This is a genomic window from Vibrio comitans, assembly GCA_024346835.1.
GTDB classification, from domain to species: Bacteria; Pseudomonadota; Gammaproteobacteria; order Enterobacterales; family Vibrionaceae; genus Vibrio; species Vibrio comitans.
Map to the genome: position 1 here is coordinate 613,807 of AP024866.1, position 25,774 is coordinate 639,580.

General features: G+C 42.8%; 22 protein-coding genes. 9 read left to right on the plus strand and 13 right to left on the minus strand.

The genetic code is table 11. The features are described from left to right. The first annotated feature begins 104 nt into the window (after positions 1 to 104). Positions 105 to 1,418, plus strand: a complete 1,314-nt coding sequence (locus OCU46_RS02915) for an aspartate aminotransferase family protein (protein ID WP_141269605.1) — start codon at positions 105 to 107, stop codon at positions 1,416 to 1,418. Positions 1,419 to 1,517: 99 nt separating this feature from the next. Here OCU46_RS02915 and pdxR read toward each other — a convergent pair whose 3' ends face one another. After that, complete coding sequence (pdxR, locus tag OCU46_RS02920) at positions 1,518 to 3,008, minus strand: MocR-like pyridoxine biosynthesis transcription factor PdxR (protein WP_141269838.1); 1,491 nt, start codon at positions 3,006 to 3,008, stop codon at positions 1,518 to 1,520. Between the two features lie 192 nt (positions 3,009 to 3,200). On the opposite strand from pdxR, the gene OCU46_RS02925 reads away from it, so the two are divergent. The 4 genes from OCU46_RS02925 to OCU46_RS02940 all read left to right on the plus strand — a co-directional run bounded on the left by OCU46_RS02925 (position 3,201) and on the right by OCU46_RS02940 (position 6,365). Next, positions 3,201 to 4,064 (plus strand): transporter substrate-binding domain-containing protein, encoded by an 864-nt coding sequence (locus OCU46_RS02925; protein ID WP_141269603.1) that lies wholly within the window; start codon positions 3,201 to 3,203, stop codon positions 4,062 to 4,064. A gap of 120 nt (positions 4,065 to 4,184) precedes the next feature. Continuing rightward, complete coding sequence (locus OCU46_RS02930) at positions 4,185 to 4,826, plus strand: amino acid ABC transporter permease (RefSeq protein ID WP_141269601.1); 642 nt, start codon at positions 4,185 to 4,187, stop codon at positions 4,824 to 4,826. Between the two features lie 23 nt (positions 4,827 to 4,849). Next, the gene (locus tag OCU46_RS02935; RefSeq protein ID WP_141269599.1) at positions 4,850 to 5,515 is read left to right on the plus strand and encodes an amino acid ABC transporter permease; all 666 of its coding nucleotides are present in this window, start codon (positions 4,850 to 4,852) and stop codon (positions 5,513 to 5,515) included. Further along, complete coding sequence (locus OCU46_RS02940; RefSeq protein WP_141269597.1) at positions 5,508 to 6,365, plus strand: amino acid ABC transporter ATP-binding protein; 858 nt, start codon at positions 5,508 to 5,510, stop codon at positions 6,363 to 6,365. Before OCU46_RS02935 ends, OCU46_RS02940 begins: the two co-directional genes overlap by 8 nt. A gap of 56 nt (positions 6,366 to 6,421) precedes the next feature. On the opposite strand, the gene OCU46_RS02945 is transcribed toward OCU46_RS02940, so the two are convergent. From OCU46_RS02945 to OCU46_RS02985, 9 genes are all read right to left on the minus strand, one after another. After that, a complete protein-coding gene (locus tag OCU46_RS02945) occupies positions 6,422 to 8,422 on the minus strand; it encodes a heparinase II/III domain-containing protein (protein ID WP_141269595.1) in 2,001 nt (666 codons plus the stop codon). Between the two features lie 18 nt (positions 8,423 to 8,440). Then, positions 8,441 to 9,856: a glucuronate isomerase gene (gene uxaC / locus OCU46_RS02950; protein WP_208733519.1), complete on the minus strand. Its 1,416-nt coding sequence runs from the start codon at positions 9,854 to 9,856 to the stop codon at positions 8,441 to 8,443. Between the two features lie 64 nt (positions 9,857 to 9,920). Further along, a complete protein-coding gene (locus tag OCU46_RS02955; protein ID WP_141269591.1) occupies positions 9,921 to 11,690 on the minus strand; it encodes a sodium:solute symporter family protein in 1,770 nt (589 codons plus the stop codon). A gap of 378 nt (positions 11,691 to 12,068) precedes the next feature. Next, complete coding sequence (locus OCU46_RS02960) at positions 12,069 to 12,389, minus strand: cupin domain-containing protein (RefSeq protein ID WP_141269589.1); 321 nt, start codon at positions 12,387 to 12,389, stop codon at positions 12,069 to 12,071. Between the two features lie 11 nt (positions 12,390 to 12,400). Beyond that, positions 12,401 to 13,162 (minus strand): 2-dehydro-3-deoxy-D-gluconate 5-dehydrogenase KduD, encoded by a 762-nt coding sequence (kduD, locus tag OCU46_RS02965; RefSeq protein WP_017028301.1) that lies wholly within the window; start codon positions 13,160 to 13,162, stop codon positions 12,401 to 12,403. Positions 13,163 to 13,538: 376 nt separating this feature from the next. Further along, complete coding sequence (locus tag OCU46_RS02970; protein WP_141269587.1) at positions 13,539 to 14,582, minus strand: polysaccharide lyase family 7 protein; 1,044 nt, start codon at positions 14,580 to 14,582, stop codon at positions 13,539 to 13,541. A 387-nt stretch (positions 14,583 to 14,969) separates the two neighbouring features. Beyond that, positions 14,970 to 15,191 (minus strand): hypothetical protein, encoded by a 222-nt coding sequence (locus OCU46_RS02975; protein WP_141269585.1) that lies wholly within the window; start codon positions 15,189 to 15,191, stop codon positions 14,970 to 14,972. 96 nt (positions 15,192 to 15,287) lie between these two features. After that, complete coding sequence (locus OCU46_RS02980) at positions 15,288 to 15,713, minus strand: septal ring lytic transglycosylase RlpA family protein (protein ID WP_141269583.1); 426 nt, start codon at positions 15,711 to 15,713, stop codon at positions 15,288 to 15,290. 169 nt (positions 15,714 to 15,882) lie between these two features. Beyond that, the gene (locus OCU46_RS02985) at positions 15,883 to 16,695 is read right to left on the minus strand and encodes a RecX family transcriptional regulator (RefSeq protein ID WP_141269581.1); all 813 of its coding nucleotides are present in this window, start codon (positions 16,693 to 16,695) and stop codon (positions 15,883 to 15,885) included. 138 nt (positions 16,696 to 16,833) lie between these two features. Here OCU46_RS02985 and OCU46_RS02990 point away from each other — a divergent pair, with 138 nt between their 5' ends. Then, the gene (locus tag OCU46_RS02990) at positions 16,834 to 17,799 is read left to right on the plus strand and encodes a DUF4382 domain-containing protein (RefSeq protein ID WP_141269579.1); all 966 of its coding nucleotides are present in this window, start codon (positions 16,834 to 16,836) and stop codon (positions 17,797 to 17,799) included. Between the two features lie 408 nt (positions 17,800 to 18,207). Here OCU46_RS02990 and OCU46_RS02995 read toward each other — a convergent pair whose 3' ends face one another. Both OCU46_RS02995 and OCU46_RS03000 read right to left on the minus strand, forming a co-directional pair. Beyond that, complete coding sequence (locus OCU46_RS02995) at positions 18,208 to 19,572, minus strand: endonuclease/exonuclease/phosphatase family protein (protein ID WP_141269577.1); 1,365 nt, start codon at positions 19,570 to 19,572, stop codon at positions 18,208 to 18,210. Between the two features lie 760 nt (positions 19,573 to 20,332). After that, complete coding sequence (locus OCU46_RS03000) at positions 20,333 to 21,169, minus strand: hypothetical protein (protein ID WP_141269836.1); 837 nt, start codon at positions 21,167 to 21,169, stop codon at positions 20,333 to 20,335. Positions 21,170 to 21,383: 214 nt separating this feature from the next. Here OCU46_RS03000 and OCU46_RS03005 point away from each other — a divergent pair, with 214 nt between their 5' ends. From OCU46_RS03005 to OCU46_RS03015, 3 genes are all read left to right on the plus strand, one after another. Next, a complete protein-coding gene (locus OCU46_RS03005; RefSeq protein ID WP_141269575.1) occupies positions 21,384 to 21,728 on the plus strand; it encodes a hypothetical protein in 345 nt (114 codons plus the stop codon). A gap of 405 nt (positions 21,729 to 22,133) precedes the next feature. Then, a complete protein-coding gene (locus tag OCU46_RS03010; protein ID WP_141269573.1) occupies positions 22,134 to 23,786 on the plus strand; it encodes an Eco57I restriction-modification methylase domain-containing protein in 1,653 nt (550 codons plus the stop codon). Further along, positions 23,787 to 24,512, plus strand: a complete 726-nt coding sequence (locus tag OCU46_RS03015; RefSeq protein ID WP_141269571.1) for a PaeR7I family type II restriction endonuclease — start codon at positions 23,787 to 23,789, stop codon at positions 24,510 to 24,512. A 185-nt stretch (positions 24,513 to 24,697) separates the two neighbouring features. Here the strand turns inward: OCU46_RS03015 and OCU46_RS03020 are convergent, their stop codons facing one another. Then, on the minus strand, positions 24,698 to 25,765 hold the full coding sequence (locus OCU46_RS03020; RefSeq protein ID WP_141269569.1) for a helicase RepA family protein: 1,068 nt from the start codon (positions 25,763 to 25,765) through the stop codon (positions 24,698 to 24,700). Positions 25,766 to 25,774 lie beyond the last annotated feature (9 nt).

The window sequence follows — 25,774 nt, forward strand, 5'->3', positions numbered from 1 at the left end:
GACCCATAGTTTTTTTTAAACTGACCCTACGCCTATCCCTTGGTTTATCGACAAGATACTTCTACATCAACAGCACAACTCAGAGTTCGCATAGGAGAAATTAAATGAATGGATTTGCACCCGAGATATCAAATCAATACGTCGTGGATCTCGACAAACATGTATTTCACTCTTGGTCTGTACAAGAGTCAGCGCCACCTATAGCGATAGCGAGCGCGCAAGGGTGCAGTTTGTGGGATTTTGAAGGAAAGCAGTATCTTGATTTTAGTAGCCAGCTAGTCAATACCAATATTGGTCATCAACATCCTAAAGTGATCGATGCGATTAAGGCTCAAGCAGAAACCTTAGTTACTATTGCTCCTGCTACTGCAAATGTGACTCGTGGCGAAGCGGCGAAGCGCATTCTAGATAGAGCCCCTGATAATTTTAAAAAGGTGTTTTTTACTAACGCTGGGGCTGACGCCAATGAGAATGCTATTCGTATGGCTAGGCAGTTTACGGGGCGAGACAAAGTGCTCTCAGCTTACCGTTCTTATCATGGCAATACGGGATCAGCGATTGCGGCTACCGGTGATTTTCGTCGTGTACCTAATGAATACAGCCGCGGGCATGTGCACTTTTTTAATCCCTATCTGTATCGTACCGAGTTTAATGCCCAAACAGAGCAGCAAGAGTGTGAACGTGCATTGCAGCACCTTAAACGCGTCATTGAGTGCGAAGGACCAAATGCGATAGCTGCGATTATCTTAGAGACCATTCCTGGAACAGCGGGTTTCTTATTACCTCCTGAGGGCTACCTACAAGGGGTTCGCGATCTTGCTACAGAGCATGGCATACAGCTTATCTTTGATGAGGTTATGGTGGGATTTGGTCGTACTGGTCGCTGGTTTGCGTTCGAGCACTTCAATGTTGTGCCCGATCTTATTACCTTTGCCAAAGGGGTTAACTCAGGATATGTACCAGCTGGTGGCGTTGTGGTCAGCGAGCCGATTTCAGAGTACTTCAAGAGTAATTTCTTCATGGGAGGCCTAACTTATTCTGGCCATCCATTAGCGATGTCAGCGATTGTCGCTACCCTAGATGCAATGGAAGAAGAAGGCATTGTTCGCTATGCCGATGAGGTCGGAAATAATGTTCTGGGTCCGGCGCTCATTGAACTGATGGAGAAGCACGAAACCATAGGTGATATTCGCGGCAAAGGCATGTTTTGGGCGCTAGAGTTAGTTGAAAACAGGGCAACCCGTGAACCACTGAGCAACAGCAAGATTGCTTCAATGAAGTCTAAGTTCGCAGAAAAAGGCTTACTGACGTTTATTGTGAATAATCGTATTCATGTAGCGCCACCATTGATCATCAAACCAAATGAGATTGCTCAGGGTGTGGCAATTATTAGCCAAGTACTGGCTGAGTTTGATTAATCTTTTTGGGAAAACCTAGCCCCAAAAAAATAGTCAAAAAAACGCCAAGACAATTGTCTTGGCGTTGGCGCATTGAATCAAGCTTAATACTAGGTGAGGTTAACCTTGTATCACTCTTGCGAGTTGTTCAATTCCCGGGGTGATTAGCGCCTTATCTATGGCATGAAACCCAAGCCTAAAGTAGGTATTGGTTTCTGGGTGAGATTGCTGCTTGTCCATAAAGTGAGAGTAACCCGTCTCAATAAGAACTCCGTGTGATGAGGCTCGAGAGGCAAGTCGTTGACTGCTGATTTTATCTGGGGTTTCAAGCCACAAAGCGTTGCTGTAGTTGTTCTTTGCTAGTCGTGCACAATCAGGAAGGTAGTGCTCTACCGCATTATTAATGGTTTGCCAGCGCTGACGAGTATTGTCTTTAAAGCGACGAAGAAAGCTGTCGTAGTAACCTTGTGAGATAAAGTGTGCCATTTCCATCTGTACCCGGCTTGGGGGATGACGATACATTAGACGGCGTAATGTACGAAGCTCGTAGATCAACTCCTCGGGTGCCACTATGTAGCCTAGGCGCAGCCCTGGTGCGAGTATTTTAGAGAAGCTACTAACATAGATAACGCGATTGTCTTTATCTAACGCTTTGAGTGCAGGTAGAGGAGCCCATTCAGAGTTACTATCCGAGTCATAATCATCTTCAATAATGATGGCATCATTGGCTCTCGCCTGTTGGAGTAGCTCATCACGCCGTGCTTTACTCATGGTTACCCCAGTTGGCGCTTGATGGCTAGGGGTAACATAGAAGTAATCACACATGGAAGAGAGCTCGTTCAGTTTCAGGCCATCTTCATCGACAGCATGCGGGTGTAGCTGCGCGCCAGCCAAACCAAAGATATTGTTCGCTTCTTTATATCCCGGGTTCTCAACACCTACACGAGTCTTTTTATCCATTAAAAGTTGTGACACCAGATACAGGGCATTTTGAGAGCCAATAGTGATCAGTATTTCATCGCTCTTGGCGTGTATGCCTCGTTGCGGTAGTACTCGTGTGCGTATCTGTTCTACAAGCAGCTCAACATCTTTATCTACTTTGTCGCAAAGCCAGCCGTGATCGTGTGGATCGGCAATGACCTTGCGTGCCGATTCACGCCATTGAGCTAATGGGAAGTCGTTAATACTAGGCTGTCCATAAATGAAGGGGTATTGATAGCAACTCCAATGTGATGGTTTAACGATACGAGGAAAGCGTTCGGTAGATACTTTTAATCGGTTAGCCCAGTTTGGTGCGCTGGCTGGATTGTCTGCCTCAAAATGATCCAGCTCATCTTCGACCTCTTGCAATCTAAATCGATATTTTTCAGATAGATAGTAACCACTTCTAGGCTTGCTGATCAGGTATCCATCATCAGACAAGCTTTCGTAGACGAGAGATACCGTATTACGTGACACCTTTAGCTGGCTAGAAAGCTTACGGCAAGAGGGCAAAGCCTCATCAGCAGAGAACACCCCTTCAAGTATCCCCTTTACTAAGTACTCCCGTACCTGCTCTTGTAAGCTTCTCTTCGAATCAAATTCTATGAAACAGCTGTAATTGATTGCCATTGAGCCAACCTCTTTATGGTTATTATTCACTGCATTTCATTAAGCTGTGCAAGAAGTAAGCCAATCTACCTCTTTAGTATTATCTTGCTGTTTTGCAAGGCTGTCCCAATCGGCCTACAAAATTGGCTCTAACTCACATCCTTGTCCTGTCTCTAAAGTGAAGGTGTCCACAAATACAGCAAGGAATGAATTATGAGACAGGGAATGAAACTGAAAAAATGGGTAGCAGTCGCAGCAGCAACGATGACTCTAGGTATGTCTAGTTTGGCACTCGCAGATGGGATTCCATCGTTTGCTAGCAATGGCTTGAAGGTTGCAACAGAAGATAACTACTCTCCATTTAACTTCATTGCTCAAGGCAAGGCGACTGGTATCAACAAGGATTTGTTGGATGAGCTTCGCGCTTATTCTGAGTTTGAGGTTAAGCAAGACATCCTGCCTTGGACAGGTCTGTTGGCTTCTGTTTCTGCAGGGCAGTATGACTTGGCGTTAACTGGGGCGATTGTGACTGATGCCCGCCTCAAAGCCTTTGATTTCACGCCACCTATCGCTTCGGCACAACACTATTTCGTCGCGAGAGCAAAGGACGACAGCACCAACACGATTAGCGATCTTGACGGTAAAACTGTGGGTTTACAGGCAGGGAGTGCACTTTTAGAAAGACTTCCTGAGCTAAAAGATATGCTTGAGTCACAGGGTAAAGACCTAGGTAAGGTCGTTGAATATCAATCTTACCCAGAGGCTTACGCTGATCTTGCTAATGGCCGAGTGGACTACGTTATCAACAGCGTTGTATCGGTCAATGAAGTCGTCAAAGCCAAATCTAAAGTATTTAAGAAAGGCGAAGCTGTGTCAGGGCCTGGCTTTGTTAGCTGGCCTGTTCCAAAAGATAACCCTGAGCTACTTGCGTACTTAACCAAGTTCTTCGCGCACCTTAAAGAGACAGGCCGTTTAGCGGAGCTTCAAGAAAAGTGGTTTGGAGAGTCATTTGAAGACCTACCAACGGAAGCGATTGTTTCTGTTGAGCAATACCACAAATTGACAGCCGTACAGTAAATAGCAAAGCAGTAAAAGCAAATCAGTAGCGACCAAGGCCAAAATAGAGCACACACTGCCGTAGCCTTGGTCCTACTTTCGAAAATCGTTTCAATTATTCAAGCAGACAAGTAGGTGTATATGGATTACTACGCGTGGATGCAATTGCTTCAAGGGGCTTGGACAACCGCATGGATATCGATGGTGTCGATTGCCTTAGGGGTTGTCATTGGGCTTGTAATTGCCCTTGTTAGAATGGCTGAGTTACCCATCATTAACCAAGTGTTGGGGATATATGTGAGTTGGGCGAGAGCCACTCCGTTGGTGACTTTGGCTCTGTTTATCTTTCTCTCTTTTCCCTCTTTCGGTATCAATCTCGACAAACACTTTTCTGCCATCTTGTGCTTAACCCTAAACACTTCAGCATTTAACGCCGAGATATGGAGAAACGCCTTTATTAACTTCTCTAATGGGCAAAAAGAGGCTGCGGAAGCACTTGGCATGCAGCGACTGACTTACTTTAGACGCATCATGTTCCCGCAGATGGTGATCATGAGTCTTCCTGCTCTAGTGAATGAGATGTCATTTTTGATTAAGGGAAGCCCTGCTATTGCGGTAATTGGTGTTGTTGATTTGACTCGCGTAACCAATCGCATCGCAGCTGTGACCTACGAACCTTTAGTTCCAATCTTATGTGCAGGTGTCTTGTACATGTTCATCATAGGTGTGCTGATTAAGTTGCAAGAAATAGCCGAACGCAAAGCCGACTATCTAGCGAGCTAATACCATCACATTAAGGAGTAATTATGGCTGAATGGGAAATCATCTGGCAGCAAAAAGACGTTTTTGTCTCGGGATTTGGCAATACCGTTCTACTATTTATCGTGGCCGCTTTAGTGAGTTTTCTACTCGGCATTACACTGCTATATGTATTGGAAAATGGCACTAAGTGGCTTAAGGGTAGTGTCGTATTGAGCATTAATATTATGCGCACCTTACCTTTTTTGATCTTGGCCTATTTGTTGTATTACGGCTTGCCACAAGTGGGTATCCGCATGGATGCCTTTACCGCAGGACTGGTTTCATTAAGCCTTTATCACGGCACCTATTTTTGTGAGATCTTTCGAGGTATTAGAAAGGGACTGGATTCTGGTTATATCGAGGCAGCCCAAGCCTGCGGCTTTTCTAAGTTTAAGATCTTCACACGCGTAGTCGTACCTAATGTGCTGTTTAAATCCGTGCCTTTAATTGCCAATCAACTGATTATCTGCCTCAAGGACACAGCGTTCTTGTGCATCATCACGGTAGGAGAGATCACTGCTGCTGCCAATAGCATCCAATCGACTTATTTCATCCCGCTCAATGCGTTTATTGTCGCTATCGCACTGTACTGGCTGATCAGTATTGTCATTGAACAGATCTCTAAAATTACGCTCAACAAAGTTCAGGAAAGAGGGCTAAGCCATGCTTAATCAAACATTAGAAACCAAAACCGTTGAATCTTATGAAGAGGTTGCGGCCGTTGTTGAACTGCCCGTTAAACACGCTGAGCCAGTCGTTGTCAGTTATGCAGAAGATATCGTGAAGGTTGTGAACCTATCCAAGCAATTTGATGGCATTGAGGTGCTAAGAGATATTAATCTAACCATTAAGAAAGGTGAGGTGGTGAGTATCCTTGGTTCTTCAGGTTCGGGAAAGTCAACGCTTCTGCGTTGTATGAACTGGCTTGAGCAACCTGAGCGAGGCACTATTCACCTTGGCGATGAACGTATAGGCATTAATCCACACACCGATAAGCCTCTTAAGTATCGTGACCTGGCAAAGATGCGTGAGCGAATTGGTATGGTTTTTCAAGGGTTTAACCTTTGGCCACACCTCACAGTGCTTAAGAATGTGATGGAAGCCTTATTGCATGTGAAGAAAATGCCTAAAGCTGAGGCTGAAGCCATTGCTAAAGTGCAGCTAGAGAAAGTAGGGATGTCACACAAGCTAGATAGCTACCCAAGTATGCTCTCTGGTGGCCAGAAACAGCGTGTTGCTATTGCTCGTGCTCTTGCGATGGAGCCAGAGGTTTTATTGTTTGATGAACCGACGTCGGCGCTAGATCCTGAGCTGGTGGATGAAGTTCTGTTGGTGATGCAAAAACTGTCAAAAGAGGGCTATACCATGGTAGTGGTCACTCATGAAATGGAGTTTGCGCGAAATGTATCAAGTCAGGTGGTGTTTCTTGAAAAGGGTATCTTGATAGAAAAGAATCCACCGGAGAAGTTCTTTACCAACCCTGATTCATCAAGGGTTAGGCAGTTCTTGAAATTGGATTAGTTTATAAAGGCTAGCAGTTCAATCTGCTAGCCTTTTGGCCTACTGGAGTACTTTTACTATAGGTGGTCAAAAGCACATGAAGCTAAGTCATAGTTCAGTGTTTGCTCCTGCCCATCTTTTACAAAAGAGCAGCTCACACGATCCTTTTCCCATTTTATACGCTCAATAGCTACACTTTGCTCATCGGACAAATCGTGCAAAACCACAGCGTTAAATTGTGGTGCGGTGCTTCGAACAAGTGAGTAAGCCAAATCACTGATGGCTGGGTTGTCTGGTGCATAGCCGTTCAAAATTTGGCATGGCTGATTGCTCCAAAGGTGCTGACTATAATCGGCTTGTTCCTCTATTTCATAAGTCAGTTTATGAGATTGAGCTTGCGCAGATAAATGAGTCTGCGTCATGCGTGCTAAAGGCCCCTGCAAGGGATTGTCTACCGCTACCATTTGCTGAGGGTGTTTATGCGCACCGCGAACATGATAGGTAAGATCCAGCTGTTGTTGATGTGGGTTTTCAACCTTATGCAGTTCGACCAATAGATTATCTAGCCAAATTAACACTCTGCGATACTTAACATCTTGATAGCTCTTAGAATTCCACTGCACGATAGTGTGACTATCGACGCTCGCCTCTTCTTGTGTCCAATCCACTTGTGCATCAATCACGGTCACTTTTTCATCTTGTAGATAATGGTTCAGCTGTGGATCAATCGGTGACTGGTTGTGCTGGTTTACAACAAGCGTGTTGTGGGTTGCGGTATTCTTGTAATAGCCGTAGTGAAGCTCGGCGCCATAGCCTGTGGTGCCAAGATCAGGCAGGATCTCTTTACCTTGGCGAGTCAGAATGATACCAAGGCGATCATAATGATCATGCTCACCACCATAAGGCGCGTGCTTGAAAAGTACGGCATTATTATTCTTTGCATCAAACTCTAAGGTAATCCCAGCTTCTTTGGCATGAACTGTGTGACATGCCAATGGCTTTGCGGTAGGCAGCTCATCCACACCATAGAGTAATGCTTCAATATTATCGCGACTGATGTTTTGATAGATGCTTGCTAGCGTTCTGGCAAATAACTCACAAGGATATTGTCTTTGCGCAAACTCAAACAAGTGAGCGTGAGTCAGCTTTTGCTGGCCATCAATACTGTCATTTAGGCGAGGGAATTCTCCATTATTAAGCACTAGACTTAAAGGGAACTTAAGCATCTTCAAGAAGTTAGCGTTACTGCTGACAGAGTAAGGCGTATTGCAGGCCATTTTCTCGAAATTGAGTAGCGCTTGTAGTGCGTAGTAGTGGTAGTGAATCGATCCTTCAAACCACATGCCTTCACTGGTACAACCATGATCCAATTGGTAGTGAATGCCATACTCGGTATTTAGAGCAAAGTCGATGTAGCTTTGCTCATCTAAGATAAGGCCAATGACGCCTACCGTCGCGTTGATCTTCATCTCATGGTTATGCAGCTGAGCAGTGCGATGCTTCATTAAGAACTCAGCACCTTCACGCAGTAATCTATCTTCGACATATTGCTGCTGCTCTGTAGATAGTTGATCTTTGACGAAATCATATCCGCGCGCAAAGTCTAGATGACAGTTCGCCTCGCACAGGGTTTGAGCGTTAGCTTTGCCTGGGCCGTTGTAAGGAATACCGCCATGCTCTTCATAATCAGGGTAGTATTTGGCGTACTCTAAAAGTATCCCTGTTACTTTATCAAGGTACAGGTTGTCTCCAGTCAACTGCCATAACAAACCAAGGTCATAACAGGCTTTTGCGTTTAGGCCATTAAGCCAGCGCCACCAAGCACCATCATATGGTTCGCCAGTGAATTCTTTACCATCAACAGGACAACAATGAGATTTGGGCTTGTAACGATCCCAAGTAAGACGCACACCGTGCTCAGGACAAAAATAGTATAAATTCCAAGTCGCGATGCCTGTTTCAGGGACTAAGGTGTCGTGATTGAGCACCACATCATTGTTGTTTTTGAGCGTTTCAATCATAGAGACACTAGCGCGCTCTTTGATTGCCTGTATCTCTGATTCAGAAAACTGTAGCATGACAAAATACCTTAATAGCTATGCTATATCGTTGAATTTAAAATAGTTGTTTGCATTGTGATAGCAGATGCCTTCTATGGTCTGCTTGAGTAGTTCTAGGTCGTAAGGGATCTCTCCATTCTCAACCCAGTTTGCAAGTAAGTTGCACAGCACACGTCTAAAGTATTCGTGTCGGCTGAATGAAAATAGATTGCGAGAGTCCGTTAACATGCCAACAAATCGACCTAGGGCTCCTAAGTTTTTTAGGCTAGTTAGCTGTGCTTCCATGCCGTCTTTATGGTCGTTAAACCACCATGCTGCGCCAAACTGAATCTTGCCTGCGGCATCATCACCCTGAAATGCACCCGCTAGACAGCTAAGCAGTTGGTTGTGATTGGCGTTGAGGTTGTAAAGTATGGTTTTCGGCAGTTTATGCTCTCGATCCAGATCGCTAAGGTGCTTGGCTAGCGCGTCTATATCTAAGTCATGATTGATAACGGTAAAGCCGGTGCCAGGTCCAAGCTGTTGCTTGCGTCTTTCATTCACGTTGGCAAGCACACCAATGTGCAATTGCTGGCTCCATTGGTATTTGTGATAGAGCTTGCCAAGTTTGTTTAATACGTAAGTGGTTAACTGGGCTATCTCATTTTCTGATAGCGGTTGTTCAGTAACTAACTTGAGGAAAATGCCTTCGCATTGCCCCGTGCTGCCCTTGGCATAACACACTTTTGGTAGGCCGATATCAGAAAGCCTGCATCCCATCTCATGAAAGAATTCAATTCGGCTTGCAATGGCCTCAATGTAACTCCCTAGTGAGCCAATCTTGATACTGGTGATTTGGCTTAGCTGATTCAGCGTGTTTAAAAAGCTATGAGTGTTGTTAAATCCAACCAACTCATCGGCTCTGAAGGTGGGTAGAACCTTCACTGAGAAGTCCGAATGTCTTAGCTTTTGATGATATTCAAGATCCGAAAGTGGGGAGTCGGTAGTGCAAAGCGTATCGACATTGAGCCTCTCCAATACAGAGCGGCTGCTCATGTCCGTCGTTTTTAGAGTCTCGTTACAATGCTCCCAAATGGCGTGAGAATTGCTTGGGTTAAGAAGTAAATCGCAGTCGAAAAAGCGCTTTAATTCTAGATGTGACCACTGATATAAAGGGTTTCCGAGAAGATAGGGCATAGCCTCACACCACCTCTCAAATTTTTCACTATCAGTGGCATCGCCTGTAATGTAGTGCTCAGCTATACCGTTGCTTCTCATTGCGCGCCATACGTAATGATCACTGTGTAGCCACGCCTCAGCTAGGTTTTTATGCTTGGTGTCTAACCAGATATCTTTTGCATCAAGATGATTGTGATAATCAATAATCGGCATAGGCGCAGCATAGGTATGATATAGATGCTGAGCAAGTGGTGAGGTCAGTAGCACATTGTCATGAATGTATTGTTGGAACATGTTTGGCCTTATACGCACAAAGAGGAGAGCGCCACATGGCGATCTCCTCAGTTTGAGTTAACAGTTAGCTTTGAGTTTGTAGTTTAGGTTCCGCTTTCGTCACCTTGGCACTGCGCAATAAGGCAACACCAACGGTAACAACCACACCACCACAGAATAGGAATGCCATTCTTCCCCAGAACGGGTTTGGTATTAGGATCATTGCTGTAACAAGAGCGCCAAACACCAAGATCAGTTTGCCTAGCATATTGCGTTGCTGACGGTCCATTTCGTCTTGACCTGCAGATTCAATAACTGGCGTTGCAACATCTTTCCAAAAGTGATTTAGCTCTTTTTCGCGCTGGCCTACAGGTTCTTTGTAGAACTTAGTAGTTAGGCAGAAGAAGCCACCAGTAATAAGCAGGTGTCCAATAATGCCGTTCATAACGATAAGATCTGAGGCTTCACGAGAAGTGAATCCATTTTCTAGACCCAGTATGTTGGCAATGACATCTGGTGTAATAACAAAGCTCACTAGGTAAGAAACACACATACCCACAACAAGCGTTGCCCATGCAGCCCAATCTGGCGTTTTCTTAATGATCATCCCAAAGAACAGAGGAACCAGAATAGGCATTTGTAATAGTGTACTTACGTACATCATTGCGTCGAATAGGCTTAGCTCGCGCAATGAGTTGATGAATAACGCCACCATGATGATAAGAGCGCCAAATAGCACAGTAACCAGTTGGCTAACACGCATCAGCTTCTTCTCTGATGCCTCTTTATTGATGATTGGACTATAGAAGTTTCGAACGAATACGCCTGCATTACGGTTAAGACCAGAGTCCATTGAAGACATGGTCGCTGCAAATACCGCTGACATCAAAAGACCTACCATACCTACTGGCATTACACGTTCTACGAATACTAGGTAGACGGCATCTGCTGCTTTGTTGCCTAGTGCATCAGCGTGGACCATAGCGGCATCAGGGTAGATAACCGCAGTTACCCAAGGTGGCATAAACCAAATTGCTGGGCCTATCAGCATCAGAGCGAAGGCAAGTAGCGCTGCTTTTCGAGCGTTAGTTGAATCTTTTGCAGTAAGGAAGCGGTAAGAATCCTGCATGTTATTGATGTTTTGCAGTTGCTTCACAAACATGAAGATAAACCACGCAACAAACAACAGTGGGTAGTTCATATCGGGACCCATGATAGAGTCACTCGGGAACTGCTCAATGAGATTAGTTGGTCCGCCAATCTTGATAAGAGCAGCCACGGCACAAACTACCGTTACGGCCATGATCACAACCATCTGTACGAAGTCTGAAGCCACAACGCCCCATGCACCGCCGAGTACTGAAATGAACAGAACAATCAAGCCAGTTGCGATAATGGTAGTTTCGATATCAATCTTAAATACCGCACTCACAAATAACGCCAGACCATTTAGCCAGATACCGGTATAAACGATACTGGTTGGCATTGTTGCCCAAGTGAACACTTGCTCGTTGGATGCACCAAAACGACGACGCACACCCTCAATCGGAGTTACTACGCGCATCTGGCGGAATCGGTATGAGAAGAACATCCATGACAGTAAGAAGCCAAATGCATTGGCCATGAAGATAACCATGATAGGAAAACCATCGGTAAAAGCTTTACCTGCCGCTCCTGTAAATGTCCAAGCGCTAAACTGTGTCATGAAGGCTGTTGAGCCTACCATCCACCACAGCATCTTGCCGCCACCCCTAAAGTAATCACTAGTGTTATTGCCAGCAAAGCGTTTGAAGATGATGCCAACGGCAATCATAAAGATGAAGTAGACCCCGACGACGAGTATGTCTATGTTCATTGTTTCCACCCTAATATAGTAATAAAACGCAAATTGTTATTTTTTAAAACATTGGTTCATTATGGTTATTGTATGATGAATCTTCGAGTAATTCATGCCAGAAATGTGATCAATGAAACGATGTTTTATTTTTGTTTAGGTTTGATGTTTTTCGTTGAAACGGTGATCTGTTTCTTAATGTTGCCAAAATTCGGGTTGTGCCTTCGAGTGAAGGTATATCGCTTTCCACCATGCTGTTATTGAAGTGTTCAGCGGTATTCGGATGCAAAAAAGCCACCAGAATGAGCATCCCATCCTTGGTGGCTTTTGGTACAAGTGTGTTGTTGGTAGTTAATCCGTTTATATAGCCTTTAAAGCCTTAATCAACACACTACTGTTTTACAAAAAGTCTTTTCTCATAGGAGTGAAGTTATCTAGCAATACACCCGCTTTTAGGCATGTACAGCCATGAACAACGTCAGGCTTTTTGTACATGGTGTCACCGGCTTTCACAATCTTGCTTTCGCCACCAATGGTGAATTCAAACTCACCAGATAGGACGTAAGTGATCTGCTCGTGTGGATGGCTATGCATAGCACCAATAGCCCCCTCATCGAAATGTACTTCAACAGTCATCATATTTTCTGAATGAGCTAATATCTTGCGCTTTACACCTTCACCCAGATCTTCTAACTCAATGTTTTGATTATAAATAAACATTATCGATCCTATTAGCGAGACAGCCAGCCGCCATCAACAGCGATGGTGTAACCATTGATGTAATCAGAAGCACTTGAAGCTAGGAATACACATGGACCAGCGAGATCTTCAGGTGTACCCCAACGAGCAGCAGGAATACGGCCAACAATTTCAGCATTACGTGATTCGTCAGCGCGAAGAGCAGCAGTGTTGTTCGTTGCCATGTAGCCCGGGGCAATAGCATTGACATTGATATTGTGGCTTGCCCACTCGTTTGCCATTAGGCGAGTGACACCCATTACACCGCTCTTTGAAGCCGTGTAAGAAGGTACGCGGATACCGCCTTGGAAAGAAAGCATGGAAGCGATGTTGATAATCTTGCCACCTTCACCTTGAGAGATGAACTGCTTAGCAACCGCTTGAGACATGAAGAATACAGACTTAACGTTAATGTCCATTACGTCGTCCCAATCTTGCTCTGTGAAATCAATGGCGTCGTTACGACGAATAATACCGGCATTGTTTACCAGAATATCGATACGACCTAGCTCAGTGACAGCCTGATCCACAATTGAAGGGATATCATCAAGCTTCATTAGATTTGCTCGAATATCGATGAACTTGCGCCCTGTTTCTTTCATTTTCTCGATGGTTTCTGTTGGTTCAACGATGTTCACACCAACGATGTCACAACCAGCGCTTGCAAGACCCAGTGCCATACCTTGTCCAAGACCAGTATCACAGCCAGTCACTATTGCTACTTTATTTTTTAGATCGAATGAGTTGAGAATCATTATTAAGTCCTATGTGTAATCACGTGTTGGGTACAACCTTGTGTTGTTTATGGGATTACATTAAACAAAATAAATCGATCTATCAAGTAAAATGAAATTGCGTTTTAAAAATAAATTTTAAAATTATTATTTTTGAGATCTGAATAGGGTTAGTTGGACTACTGTGTGCGGTTTTAACCGCAAGTTTGTGGTTAGCGAGAGAAGGGCGCTTGGAGTATATCGAGAAAAGAACCGACTAATTTGGCTGTAGCAGCAGAGAAGGCGAGATGGGGAAGAGCGATTGATTCTGGTGATGGTTGAATGAAAAAAGGCCTTTCACAAAGAGTTCGTGAAAGGCCAAGCGTGGAGACAAATAAACTAGGAGTTAAAAGGTGAATTACTTACCGTTTAGTTTTAGCGCAGAGAAAGTCACGCTGTTGTAGTCGCCATTCTTTTTATCGATAGCGAAGTCGCCAGTACCTTGACAGCCTGGGCCCCATACAGGATGAGACTCTTGAACACTACATTGACCGTAAGCGCCTGCTTTGAAGTAGAAGTCATCTTCTGCATAGCCAGTTGGGTGGTCTTTCGCATCAATGCCCTTGCTTAGGTCGATGTCATAAGTCACCTTATCGTGTCTTGCTGTTTCGAAGGTCAGATGCATCATAGTGCCCTTAACTTCTACGCGGTAGCTAAACTCTTCACCCAGTGCGATACCTGCTTTACCTGGTTCTGCTTGGTTTTCCCAAGTGTTACCCCATACTGGGTATGCGATATCTTCACGGTTTGGATCTTTTTTCTCTAGGTTACGCTCGTAGTTCCAGAAAACTGAACCGTATTCGTGACCTGGGAATTTCTTGTAGAAAATTTTCAGTGGCTCGTTGCCGTGACCGTAGCCAGTTTTCGCTTCAATCAGAGCATTGTGTTTCTTCGCGTGAATCTGACCAACAACTACAGAGTGCGCAGGGTATTTCTCAGGGAATTTAGCGTGTAGAGAAACGTGGTTAACCTTAAGTGTCGCTTCTAATGTGCCGCCAACCGCGCTGTACTGATCCGCTTCTGGGTGGCTTGATAGTGCCCACTGGTTTCCTTTGGAGTCTGTAAGAATGTTATCGAAGTTTGCACCGCGAGGCATTTGACGCAGCTCAGAGCGTGCATTCTTTGAGTTCTTAGTAGTGATCGCTTTGTTTTGTACTTCAAAAACAAGATTGCCATCTTTATCTAAGTGGAAGAAATCTTCGTGAGAGTAACTAAGCATTGCAACGCCTTCGATCTCATCCACTTTACCATCTTCATTGATGTCTGAAGGGATAGTGATCTTCCAGTTACGCATATCGAATTTGTCTGCAGGAACAGGGTAAGAAACTCCGTTGTTGGCTACGTCAGCAGCAGCCGGTAGAGCAAGTAAGAGTGAACCAGCAAGAACAAGAGTTTGTTTCATTGTGTAATTCCTTGTATGTATTATTGTCGTACATAATAGAGGTGGTAATTACGAAGAAAAGAACATAAGCCACGATGTGCATGTCCGATCACATTTTGAAACACAATCATTAGATCTAGTTCAAATAATTGAGCTGATGATTACGATGAGTTGCCAAATTCTAAGGGGGAGCGTCATTTCAATTGGAGAGGGTACTTGGTTCAAATACTTAAATTGATGGTGTATAGCAGATTGATTGCGAATGTGTAGCAAGGGATATTAAGATAATGGTGTTGCTTTAACTTGTTGTAATTATTGAGTTTGCTTGGTTTTTGTAAGTGACTGGGCAAATAAAAACAGCACGCATATTGCGTGCTGTTCAAGTTGGAAACTTTGCTGATGTTGAGTTTAGTCGTCCGTCAAAGAATAAATATCATGGTTCGTGTCAGAGCGTGCTTCGTCTGCAACTGCTTTGCACTGTTCAACGTCGGCTGGGTTCAATCCCGCGGCCAGTTCAATCACTCTTTCATGATCATTAACGGCTTGAGCCTTACCAATTTCCATACAAATGTCTGGGTTTGCTAGTACTGAACCGGAGAACAGTAGAGCAAGTATCGCTACACTTTTCATATTTCCCTCGTCGATTTGGCTATTACTAGAACTCTTTACGTAGCAAAGCTTAGTTTAACGTGGTGGGAATACAAGCAACCACTGAGCGTGGGTGAATCAGTGTTTATATCTAAATGTATTGCTGTCATCTAATATGTCGATCTTAATTGGCGCCAACCCTTTACTACTGTCTCCAATTTTGTTGAAGGCAACTAATGATAAATCAATAACGCGTCCCTTTACGTACGGCCCTCTGTCGTTGATCTTTACATCAACACTCTTATTATTTGCGGTGTTTGTTACACGAACGATAGTGCCAAAAGGTAAGGTTTTGTGTGCTGCGGTGTAAGCTCGCATATTGTAGGTTTCACCGCTAGCAGTAAGCTTTCCATGATAAGCATTACCATACCAAGAGGCTTGGCCGTTGAGGTCATGATTTGATGCGTACTGTCTAGTTTTTGCCGAAGCGTTACTAGACGCTGATGAGCATCCAGAAAGAGTCAGAGTCAAAAGAATAGGAAGAATTATCAGTAGTTTTTTCATTTATAGTATCTATTTAGTATCAGATGGGTGTGTTTCGAATAGATCTTATCGGCGAATGAATTCCACACGTCATAGCAGTGTAAAGGATGATAACTATAAACAGGGTGCTGTTCTAATGAGCAATGCTTAGCTTACACTTTAAGCGACCTTGGTTTCTAAAGAGAGTATCTTATTCTTCTCCATCACTTAACGCATACTTTATCTCCTCAGAAGAGAAACCCTTTCGAGAAAGCATGGCGTAAGCTTTGCTACGTTCTTTGAAATCATTTAGATCGTAAGATTTCTTATGCAGCTGCTCGAGGCAAGAAGAAAAAAAGTCTATCTCTCCACGGTTAATGGCTTGCTCGATAAAGGCCTCGAGGTCAGTCGTATCTATCTTGCGTTGTTTTAGTTCTTGGCGAATAACTGTAAGACCTTTGCCTTTTCTCACATACTTGAGTACTTCTTTTTCAAGATCGGCTTTTTCAGCCTTTATCTCTAAATTAGAACGTAAGGTATGTGCTCCGGTATGTTGAGAGATAGCGGTTTGCACCTGCCCAAAGGTAAATCCACGCTTTAATAGGGAGTTAACAAGCTTCTCTCGACTTATCGTAAATTCCTGATATTGGTTATTGAGTCGGTCAACTAAAATGGTCAATTCGTCTATTTCTAGTCGCTGTTTAACCGTGTCGATAGCAGTAATAATGATCTGCTCGGCAATCCCTTTATGCTTCAATTTCTCGATAATGTAAGTAGAGCCATATTCATTACTAAAACAGCGCTCAGCAAACTGCTCGGCAAACACTGAATCAGATTTAAGGTAACCGTAATTTCGAAGGCTCTCTAAAGTCTGATTTATCCAATCTTGATTGTCCGTTTTCGCTTTGAGCTTTGCTAGTAGCTCACTCTCAGTCATATCCCTCTGAGTAAGATGCCACATAGCAGAGTTCATCACGCTTTCAATGCGCGTTGCTTTTCTTATCGGGTTAGACTCGGATTTCATTGGTAATGGCCTAGGTTCAAACAGTGCAATGTCATCATACCTCATATCAACGAATTGCCTACGTTGAGCTGACTTATTAATGACATTGCATATATACACTGCGCTCAATCATTCATGGAAACAATGGAATAAGAAAATATGAAAATTAAACTGCTGATGTTGAGCTGCGCAGTATTGGCTCTAGCAGGTTGTAATAGTGATGACTCTTCGAATTCTGGTACGCCACCTACCAATAGCACCGCTCTAGTCTCGTTTAGTGTATCTGATGCCCCTGTCGAGGATGCGGAAGAAGTGGTAGTGGCATTCGATGCGCTAGAACTGATTCACAAAAATGGTCAACGTTACTTCTTGAATGTTGTAGGAACTGAAAGCTCTGATGATTACCAGCAAATTGACTTGCTTGACTATCAAGGTTCAGATTCGAAGTTGATTCTTTCTGATGAGCGCATTGCCATCGGAAACTATAAAGAGTTGATTGTTCATACAAAGTCTAACCAATCTCTACAATGGGTTACTGCGAATGGCCATCATGATCTTAAGGTGCCGAGCAACAAATTAAAGTTGGGCGGCTTTGAAGTTACTGCTGAAACCGTACAGTCTTTCACTATTGAGTTTGATCTACGCAAATCTCTGGTACTTCGAGGCAACAACAGTAACAACAATGGTTATATCCTTAAGCCTCATGGAGTGAAGATCGTTGATAACGGTTCAGCATCATCACTTTGGGGTAATGTTGATCCTGCCTTGTTCAGTCAAGGCGATGCATGTAGCACCGATGGCGGTAATTTTGTCTATCTATATCAAGGGCATAGTCACGTAGAAGGCAGCTTAGTTGATAATGTCGATATTGATGATCAGGATTACAATAACGACTTTGAATTACCAGAAGGCCATGTCGAGCCGTATGCGTCAGTTGGCGTAGAACAAAATGGCGATTACTACTTTGGGTTCATTCCAGCAGGAGATTACACAGTAGCCTTCACTTGCAGTGCCTACATTGACGATCCGATTCAATATGACCAAATCCTAATTGTTAACCCAAGTGAGCAAATGGCTGAAATTGCACTTCCGCCAACGCAAGAATACGAACATAATTTTCAGTAACGATCGCGAACGTTTCTGAAGCGACTGGTTCTGATGTAGGTGTACCTGCAGGTGTAGATGTCTCATACGCTTGGTAATCCATTACCTATAAAACTAGAAGTGTTAGCCCTTCCCCGGAGGGGCTTTTTTATTTTTCATGTTCAGACTCAGTTTACAAATTAATGCTTTAGTCATGCAAAAAGAGCCTTTTAGACTTTCATCTTATTATCCAAAAGTTACGTTTTATTCAGAAATTTAGTGGTGGATTAATAGGTAGGTATTTTTATGGGAGTTACTTTGAGTGTGCTTGACGTAGAGCGTGTTGAGAGTTGTCATAATTAGCCTCAGATATTTCAACACATTTCAGGACAGGATAATTAGGCAAAAAAGCCTCGATAGATATCGAGGCCTTGAGTATATGAAAGATTCTTAGAGCTGAGCTTTAATCCAAATCATACGGTGGTCGGAAGATACATCTTTACCGTCGCCATAGTCACCAATGCGTTCGTCATTAAACAACTTACGCCCTTCTTCGTAAGAAGCTGCCCAGTAAACACCAGAATCTATGACGTTTAGGTTGGCTGATGGCATCGCATAGTCCACCGCAAGACCAAATGTAGATGTAATTCGGTTAGGCACAGGATGCTCAGAGCTTTTATCTACAGCATGTTCCGCTGCACCAAAACTTGTTGGATATAACTCACCGTTCATTACATCTTGGTTTATAAGCGGGTCGTTATGGAACGTTTGCATTATTTCACTATAACCATCGCCATCCACTGGATCCAAGTTTTGATCGCCCATTACTACAAACTTAGAGTTTTCAGATAGGCCGCCTGTGTTGCCAGCATCATCGTAGAAGTAGTCTTTACCTAGCACGTAGTGGTGCCAAAACTCTACTTCTGCGCCGTTCTGAGCCTTATTCTTGCCTGGATCAAAGACTGGCGGAGTAGGGTGAGACATCAACAAGTGGATAACTTCATCGCCTTGTTCTGTTGGGATGATGATAGGGGTATCTACATGATTTTTAGAAGAAAGACGGACTTGCTCCCACTCTTCTGCTGTGTACCATGCATCACCACATGCCATTCCATCAGGAATGGTTTCAGAGCCATCACAGATAGTAATTGTTGGGATCTCTGCACCTTCCATATCTTTCCATCTGAATTCTTGGAAAGTACGAGTGTTTTGGGTGTCGATTTCGTACTTAGACATTAATGCAAATGCATATTGCCCATGATAGAAACCAAAGCCCCATCCATCACCTGGAAGTTGACCCGCTGTACCATTGTTATCTAGATCAAGGCCACTGTTTAATCCAGTATTCGTTGAGTAAGATTCAGTGTAAGGGTATTCAATTGGTTCAAGGTTAGCTTCACCACCTGCACCGTTTAGACTTTGAGCAATAGACAGATAGTTTTCTTGGAATCCTACCAATGCGGCTTTGTCTTCGCCTGTACCATCGTTGTTGTACTCTGCCATCATCAAAATATCAGGGCGATTCTTTTGGATGATAGCTGCAACATTACGAATCTGGATGACCTTCTCGGCCATTTCTTTATCCTCGTCTGCGATAGAACTGTCTAGATAAGCAGTAACGAGTTCAGTTTGTTTATCTGGGGTGACTTGCATTTCTGCCACTAGATCTTCAAAAGTATTGCGATCAAAAGAGAGATTATAAGTGGCGATCTTTACTTCATTAGGTTGAATATCTACATATTTAGTTTCGCTATTACAACCGGTTAGCAGTGCTGCGCCAATCAAAAGAGCGATAGGGGTTTTTATGGATTTCATTTAAGTACAATACCTTCTTGCTAGTTTGCGCGGATTTTAAAGGTATTCACAATACTTATGTGTGATCTAGCGCACGCAATCGTTTGCAGTGTTACATTGTTTGCTGTTTTATTGTGAGTTGAAATTTCATTGCGTTCGCTTTGTGAGCATATTCCATAGTAGCAAGGTAGTTTTTAGTCTTGTTCGCTTTTTGTCCAAGGGGGGAAATAGAACAGTAATATTTTTTGTGTGGATACTAAGAAAGAGTATTACTATCGTGAAAATAGAAGTTGTTATCAGAACAGAACTATGTCCCAAACTTTACATAGCCAACATCTGAGGTTACTCCTTTGAACAAGCTTCTGTTTGAGCTAGTTCTTTAGTAGACATAAAAGAGACTTTATTATTTTAAAGAGTAGTGATTAAGAAGCTTAGTAGTGGATTTGCGAGAACAAGAGGTAGGTTTTTATAAGTGAATTACTTGCGGGGCCAAATCACAGGGTGAATGACAAGTTAACAGAGGCACATACAAAAAGGGCGATAACCCGAGAGTTATCGCCCTTTCCAATCGATTGGTGGAGCTGGCGGGAGTAGCCATCAAAAACATCAAAACCTTTTAACTTCAATGCGTTAAGCTGTTTGTGGTTTAAAATAAAAATCACTTAGTACCGTATCTTAGTACCTTTTTCGCATAGTCTCAATCCATGTTGAGAGTTTAAGCTCCACGAAAGGTGTCAGTTCAGCTCCTCAAAAGGGAGTTGAACCAGCGTCTAACAATACGCTAATTGTTTAATCTAGTCTTAATGATGTTGATACCATTTAGCTGACTTTCATTGAGTGGGAGTTTGCGCAACTTTTCGATAGTTTTTACTAGTCGGTTTTTTTGGCGACGTTGCTGCCTGACGCAGTGCTCCTCTTGAGTTTTGAGCCATTTATCAAACTGTATTTGCATCAACTTAATAAGTTTCTCTATTTCATGGGCTTCAGTAGCTTTTTTATACTGATGTTGCCAAGTTGAGAGCCTTCTGCCTTTCTCAATTTCAATCGCTTCATAGCTTCTATGATCAATGCCTACATGCTTTAGCACTGAGTGGTTGAAAGCCTGTTTAATAAGCTTGGTCGCCTTTTTCTGTTGAAGTTCATTTAGGGTTCGGGTGCCAACAACTTTTCCAATGATTAGGTGAACATGATCACCACTACCTCTTGTTCCGCTTTGTTCTTGTTGGTGCAACACGGCGCGGATTTGTTGACGATATTGTTCGAACTCTGATCTCCTGAGCTTGCACAATTTCGCTAGAGCTAGACTGCAATCTTTGATGATGGATTGCCATTGTTGTTTAGTAGGACGATAGCCCTTTGGAAGAGTGAGGCAATACTCAATAGCGTAGCTGGATAAAGGGCGACCACCACGCCGATTATATATTTTTTGATGCAGTCGAAAGCTCTCACCTGCTATCGCTATTCGGTTCGAGGTTTCTGCATTTCCGAAAATAGAAACGATATGTTCGGTATGTTTGTGGTTGGCATGTTTTAGATTTAGCAGGTATCGTTCGCGCATCATGACGCCATCACTTGCATAGCGAACGGGTTGAGTTATTACAGTCCAATTTTTAAGCATGTTAGTCGTTTGCTTTAAGCTTACAAATTGACTTTCAGTGATGCAAACTACTGGACTGTTATCATGAGTATTCATATGTGGTTCCAGATAGGACAACTCACTACGTTCTTATGTTTTCCACTGGCAAGAATGGAGACCCTTCTTGACTACCCCTTTTAAAATACACAGCCATTTGAAGAGAGAAAAAATAATTATTACTCTTTAAATAAACGCTATGAAAGAAGAAATTTCCGCTTCGGAACTAATCCAACTGCTACATGATTTAGACGATCTTGAAACTACCAGCCTTGAGAGCTTGGTTCTTGAGGGAGCAATGAAAGCAGGTTTTATTACTAAGGTTGACTCAGTGATCAATTTGCATAGACGTGCATGGATTGAAAAAGTGACTGAACATGCGAATGATGCTTATAAGTTAGAGGGTGTGGCTACAGGTGAACACTTGGCAGTAACAATCGATAACGTAAAGACGCTAATGAAAGTGAGAGATACTAAGGTCAGTGAAATACTGGAGTTGCTTGCTACAAAGGTATTAGATGCAACCCCGTCATATAAAAGGTGACAGCACTCAGTAGAATTGTGTTCGGTTTGATTTAAGCGCCCTGAAAGGCGCTTTTTTGCTATGTATCGCTGGCTCCCCACAAGGCTTCGAATGGAAAATAGGAGTTAAGGATGAAAAAACGTCCTAAAACAGCAAGCTCCTGCTACTTAGGGATATCACTTGGTTGAGCAGTTTCAATTGTAGCGGAGAGCCAATACAATATTTCAATAGAGTTGATGCTGCTTGAGTTGTCGAGAGGTGCCAAAAGGCTCTGAACGGAAGGGGGACGTTGTTAGAGGTTTTGGTGTTAGAAAGTGATGCGCAAACTAGGTTTCTCTCTGCTGGCAATCTGCCGTTAAAGCTTTAGTGGGGAATCGTCGATTGTGCTAGTATGTGCCGAATTATATGTCTAGGGTTCAGGATTAAATGACAGTACAACAATGCTTACACTCCGTTTCTCTTGAGTGGGGAAGCTCAAACGATGAGAAGGGAGAAGTGTTTACGAAGCCAACAATCGTTGATTATATGCTGGATGTAGTTGAAGTTTGTGATGCGCTTTTTAATCCTAGTAGCAAAATATTAGAGCCGTCTTGCGGTCAAGGGGAATTTGTAATTGCCTTGACTAAGAAACTGGTCAATAAAGTTTCTACTCTACAACAAGTACCTGCATATGATTACTTTGTAGGTAAAATCTTCGCATTTGATATATCTTCAGTGAATATAGCTGTTGCTAAACAGAAGGTTAGGAATGAGCTTGTTAAAATATTTTCGACCGAGGAAGCTCATACTATCGCTGATTCTTGGTTTTATTGTGAAGATTTTTTGCTTTGGGAGTCGGCTGTTAAGTTCACTCACGTTGTAGGTAACCCCCCTTATGTGAGAATTGAAAACATCCCTTCATTATTGCTGGAAGAGTATCGAGCGAACTTTGTTACAATGACTGATCGAGCGGATCTGTATGTTGCGTTCTATGAGAAGTCATTAGAGTTACTGGTAGATGGTGGACAGCTTATTTATATCTGCACAGACCGCTGGATGAAGAATCGCTATGGTCGAAACCTCAGAAACTTAATCCATAAATCATACAACCTTCGAATGATACTTGATCTTTATGGACAAAGAGCCTTTCAGTCGGAAGTGCTCACTTATCCTGCTATAACTTTGATCGAAAAATCTAGGCAAAGTGAGACGTTGTTAATTCATGGTGTTGGTGTTGATGACCTATCAGCGACTAGCACTCTTAAACTAATGAAGGATCGCTCCAAGGAAAGTCTTTCTTTACATCGTAATGACGTTGTAAAGAAAGACTTTCCTTGGCTCTTGGGAGGCTCAGACGAAATCAATCTGATTCAAAGGTTAGAAGCTCGATTCCCATGCATTGAAGATGTGGGCTGCAACGTGAGTATAGGGGTTGCTACTGGCAATAATAAGGTCTTCGTTATTGATGACGGCTGTCTTGTAGAGGATTCACGCAGAGTCCCGATGATTACAGCCGCAGATATTCGCTCAGGAGAGTTATCTGCTTCAGGTAAGTTTATGATCAATACTTTTGATGAAAATGGTGTTATCGATTTAGCAGAATACCCTAGATTAGAAGAGTATCTAAATGAGCACTTTGAAGTGCTATCAACTCGTCATGTAGCTAAGAAAAAGCCCGAGAACTGGTTCAGAACTATAGATCGCTTACATGCTGACAAAGCTCAAAGTGAAAAGTTGCTTATTCCTGATATCAAGTCAAGATTGACGGTCATTCACGATACTTTAGGCCTGCAACCTAACAACTCTATTTATTACATTATCTCTAAGTATTGGGATATGAGAGCACTTAAGCTGGTACTTGAGAGTGGTGTTGGTCAGCTATTTATAGAGAATTACTCAACCAAGGTTTCTGGTGGCAATTTACGCTTTCAAGCTCAGCACCTAAGGCGCATTCGACTGCCAAGTTGGAATAGCTTAACCTCTGAGTTACAAGAGCAACTGATTGAGTCATCGTTGAATAACGGTCAAAATATAACTCAATTGATGGCAGAATTGTATGAGCTGACCGATAAGGATTTACAACTGTTGGGGTTACAATAAATGGAGTCAAGAATACAAGAAGCGGTAAATTATTTCTGGCATAAAAGAGAGACTGATGGGGTTCGTTCTGGGCAAACTCTAGATGGTTTTACTGCTTTGTTAGAGGAGGTAATTATTGCCTCAGGCCTACAAGATATCGAGGTATTTACCAGCAAAAAATACACACAACTGCCGGGCTTTTATAGACCACATAAGTCTTGGGATGTAGTTGTAACAGTTCAAAACCAATTACTTGCTGCTATAGAGCTAAAGTCTCAGGTAGGTTCTGTAGGCAAAAATTATAACAACCGAACTGAAGAAGTTCTCGGAAGTGGAATTGATCTTTTTGAAGCGACACAAGAAGGGGCTTTCGAACAGGAAATAGATGTATTTAAAGGTTATATTATTTTGGTGGGGGACTGCCAAGAAGCAAATAAGACACCAAAGATAGATATGCCTTTATTCCCTGTAATGGACGGTTTCTTATTAAATGAATCTGAACGCTTGTATTATTCACCTGACGTCAACGGAGTTTACCCAGAGAGCAAAGGAATAAGCTATATCTATCGCTATGATCAACTGTGCAAACGAATGATGTTTAAACACATGTATAATGCTGCTTCAATAATAGTATCAGGTGGTCAAGGTCACTGGCGTAGTGTAAGTAACAAGACAGACATTAGAGCATTTTTAGAAAAGCTCATGTCTCACTGTGAGAGACAAATCAACAACCTTCACGGTTGGTGATTGTTTGACAAGTGGCAAGGCTGGAGAGTCGTAGATACACTCCTTAATAAATTTCAGCCAGTCTTATGCTTTATAGCAGGTACTTTTAACGAAACGCAGTTGATTTAACGGGATAAGATGACAGGTGACGCACATATATATGTGCGTCACCTGTCATCTTATCTTACTACCTAATAAGGCGCGGGTTAGAAAAGCTCTAATTGTTCCACTAAGGTAATGATATCGTTGCTATTGGCGATTTTTCCTTTTTGTTCAATAGAAACAAGACCATTATCTACAAGTACGGCAAGTGTACGTTTGAAGTTTTGATTTGTCGTATTTGCAGCTACCCCTTCTTTTGGAGGGAAGCAACACATACGCAAGTCTTCTCTAGTACAGCTTCCACCAAAAACTTCACGAAGTGCTTTGAGAAGTGGGTTGTTGTCACCATTATTGTTGTTTTTGGTGGTCGCAAGCGTAAGTAATGCTAGGGAGGTGATAGGCTCGCCATCTTCGCACTTAATACCTAAATCAACAGGTTGAAATTCAAATACTAAACTTACTGCTTCTTCAGCGTCTTTTTGCTTGGTGTTGTTAAGCGTTGTCAATCCTGTCTTTGAATCATGAGTAACTTGGAATTCATAATCACAAGCGGCATTAAGAGCTGAGCTACCACGTCCTCCCTTCGATGCATCTTTACCACTGTGATGTACACATAGGATTGAGGCTTTAATTTCTTCTTTAACGAGATCGCAACCGTGAATGAACTTACCCATCGCATCGGAGCTGTTCTCGTCACCATCAAAGTTGCGAGCCAAAGTGTCTAAGACAACTAATTCGACTTTCACTTTATTTTTATCTTCGATTTCTTTAATTGAATTGATCAAGTTGTTTCTAGCCGATGGGATGGACATCATAATGCTATGGCCTAGAATATACAGATTATCTACCGTGCGACCATTTGCTGTTTCCCAAGCCTTTACTCGTCTTGACATGCCAACCTGTCCCTCAGCAGCGATATATACTACGGCACCACTTTGCGTTCGTTGATTTTGCCAAGGTGTGCCACTTGCAATAGCACAACTCATATCAATAGTAATAAATGATTTACGAGAGCCTGATTTTCCAAATACTACGCCAAATGAGTGTTTAGAAACAAAACCTTTAATAAGCCATTCTTGAATATTATCGAAGCCATTAGAGCCGCGAGAGAAAATTAAACTTCCAAAGACTTCTTTAGCCTTTTCAAATGCTTTTTTTATCGGTTTTATCATGTATTAAAT

Bases quoted from the DNA above. Each gene is read 5' to 3' on its own strand.
- OCU46_RS02915 (WP_141269605.1), top strand. From the start codon at position 105: ATGAATGGATTTGCACCCGAGATATCAAATCAATACGTCGTGGATCTC.
- pdxR (WP_141269838.1), bottom strand. From the start codon at position 3,008: ATGGCAATCAATTACAGCTGTTTCATAGAATTTGATTCGAAGAGAAGC.
- OCU46_RS02925 (WP_141269603.1), top strand. From the start codon at position 3,201: ATGAGACAGGGAATGAAACTGAAAAAATGGGTAGCAGTCGCAGCAGCA.
- OCU46_RS02930 (WP_141269601.1), top strand. From the start codon at position 4,185: ATGGATTACTACGCGTGGATGCAATTGCTTCAAGGGGCTTGGACAACC.
- OCU46_RS02935 (WP_141269599.1), top strand. From the start codon at position 4,850: ATGGCTGAATGGGAAATCATCTGGCAGCAAAAAGACGTTTTTGTCTCG.
- OCU46_RS02940 (WP_141269597.1), top strand. From the start codon at position 5,508: ATGCTTAATCAAACATTAGAAACCAAAACCGTTGAATCTTATGAAGAG.
- OCU46_RS02945 (WP_141269595.1), bottom strand. From the start codon at position 8,422: ATGCTACAGTTTTCTGAATCAGAGATACAGGCAATCAAAGAGCGCGCT.
- uxaC (WP_208733519.1), bottom strand. From the start codon at position 9,856: ATGTTCCAACAATACATTCATGACAATGTGCTACTGACCTCACCACTT.
- OCU46_RS02955 (WP_141269591.1), bottom strand. From the start codon at position 11,690: ATGAACATAGACATACTCGTCGTCGGGGTCTACTTCATCTTTATGATT.
- OCU46_RS02960 (WP_141269589.1), bottom strand. From the start codon at position 12,389: ATGTTTATTTATAATCAAAACATTGAGTTAGAAGATCTGGGTGAAGGT.
- kduD (WP_017028301.1), bottom strand. From the start codon at position 13,162: ATGATTCTCAACTCATTCGATCTAAAAAATAAAGTAGCAATAGTGACT.
- OCU46_RS02970 (WP_141269587.1), bottom strand. From the start codon at position 14,582: ATGAAACAAACTCTTGTTCTTGCTGGTTCACTCTTACTTGCTCTACCG.
- OCU46_RS02975 (WP_141269585.1), bottom strand. From the start codon at position 15,191: ATGAAAAGTGTAGCGATACTTGCTCTACTGTTCTCCGGTTCAGTACTA.
- OCU46_RS02980 (WP_141269583.1), bottom strand. From the start codon at position 15,713: ATGAAAAAACTACTGATAATTCTTCCTATTCTTTTGACTCTGACTCTT.
- OCU46_RS02985 (WP_141269581.1), bottom strand. From the start codon at position 16,695: ATGAAATCCGAGTCTAACCCGATAAGAAAAGCAACGCGCATTGAAAGC.
- OCU46_RS02990 (WP_141269579.1), top strand. From the start codon at position 16,834: ATGAAAATTAAACTGCTGATGTTGAGCTGCGCAGTATTGGCTCTAGCA.
- OCU46_RS02995 (WP_141269577.1), bottom strand. From the start codon at position 19,572: ATGAAATCCATAAAAACCCCTATCGCTCTTTTGATTGGCGCAGCACTG.
- OCU46_RS03000 (WP_141269836.1), bottom strand. From the start codon at position 21,169: ATGCTTAAAAATTGGACTGTAATAACTCAACCCGTTCGCTATGCAAGT.
- OCU46_RS03005 (WP_141269575.1), top strand. From the start codon at position 21,384: ATGAAAGAAGAAATTTCCGCTTCGGAACTAATCCAACTGCTACATGAT.
- OCU46_RS03010 (WP_141269573.1), top strand. From the start codon at position 22,134: ATGACAGTACAACAATGCTTACACTCCGTTTCTCTTGAGTGGGGAAGC.
- OCU46_RS03015 (WP_141269571.1), top strand. From the start codon at position 23,787: ATGGAGTCAAGAATACAAGAAGCGGTAAATTATTTCTGGCATAAAAGA.
- OCU46_RS03020 (WP_141269569.1), bottom strand. From the start codon at position 25,765: ATGATAAAACCGATAAAAAAAGCATTTGAAAAGGCTAAAGAAGTCTTT.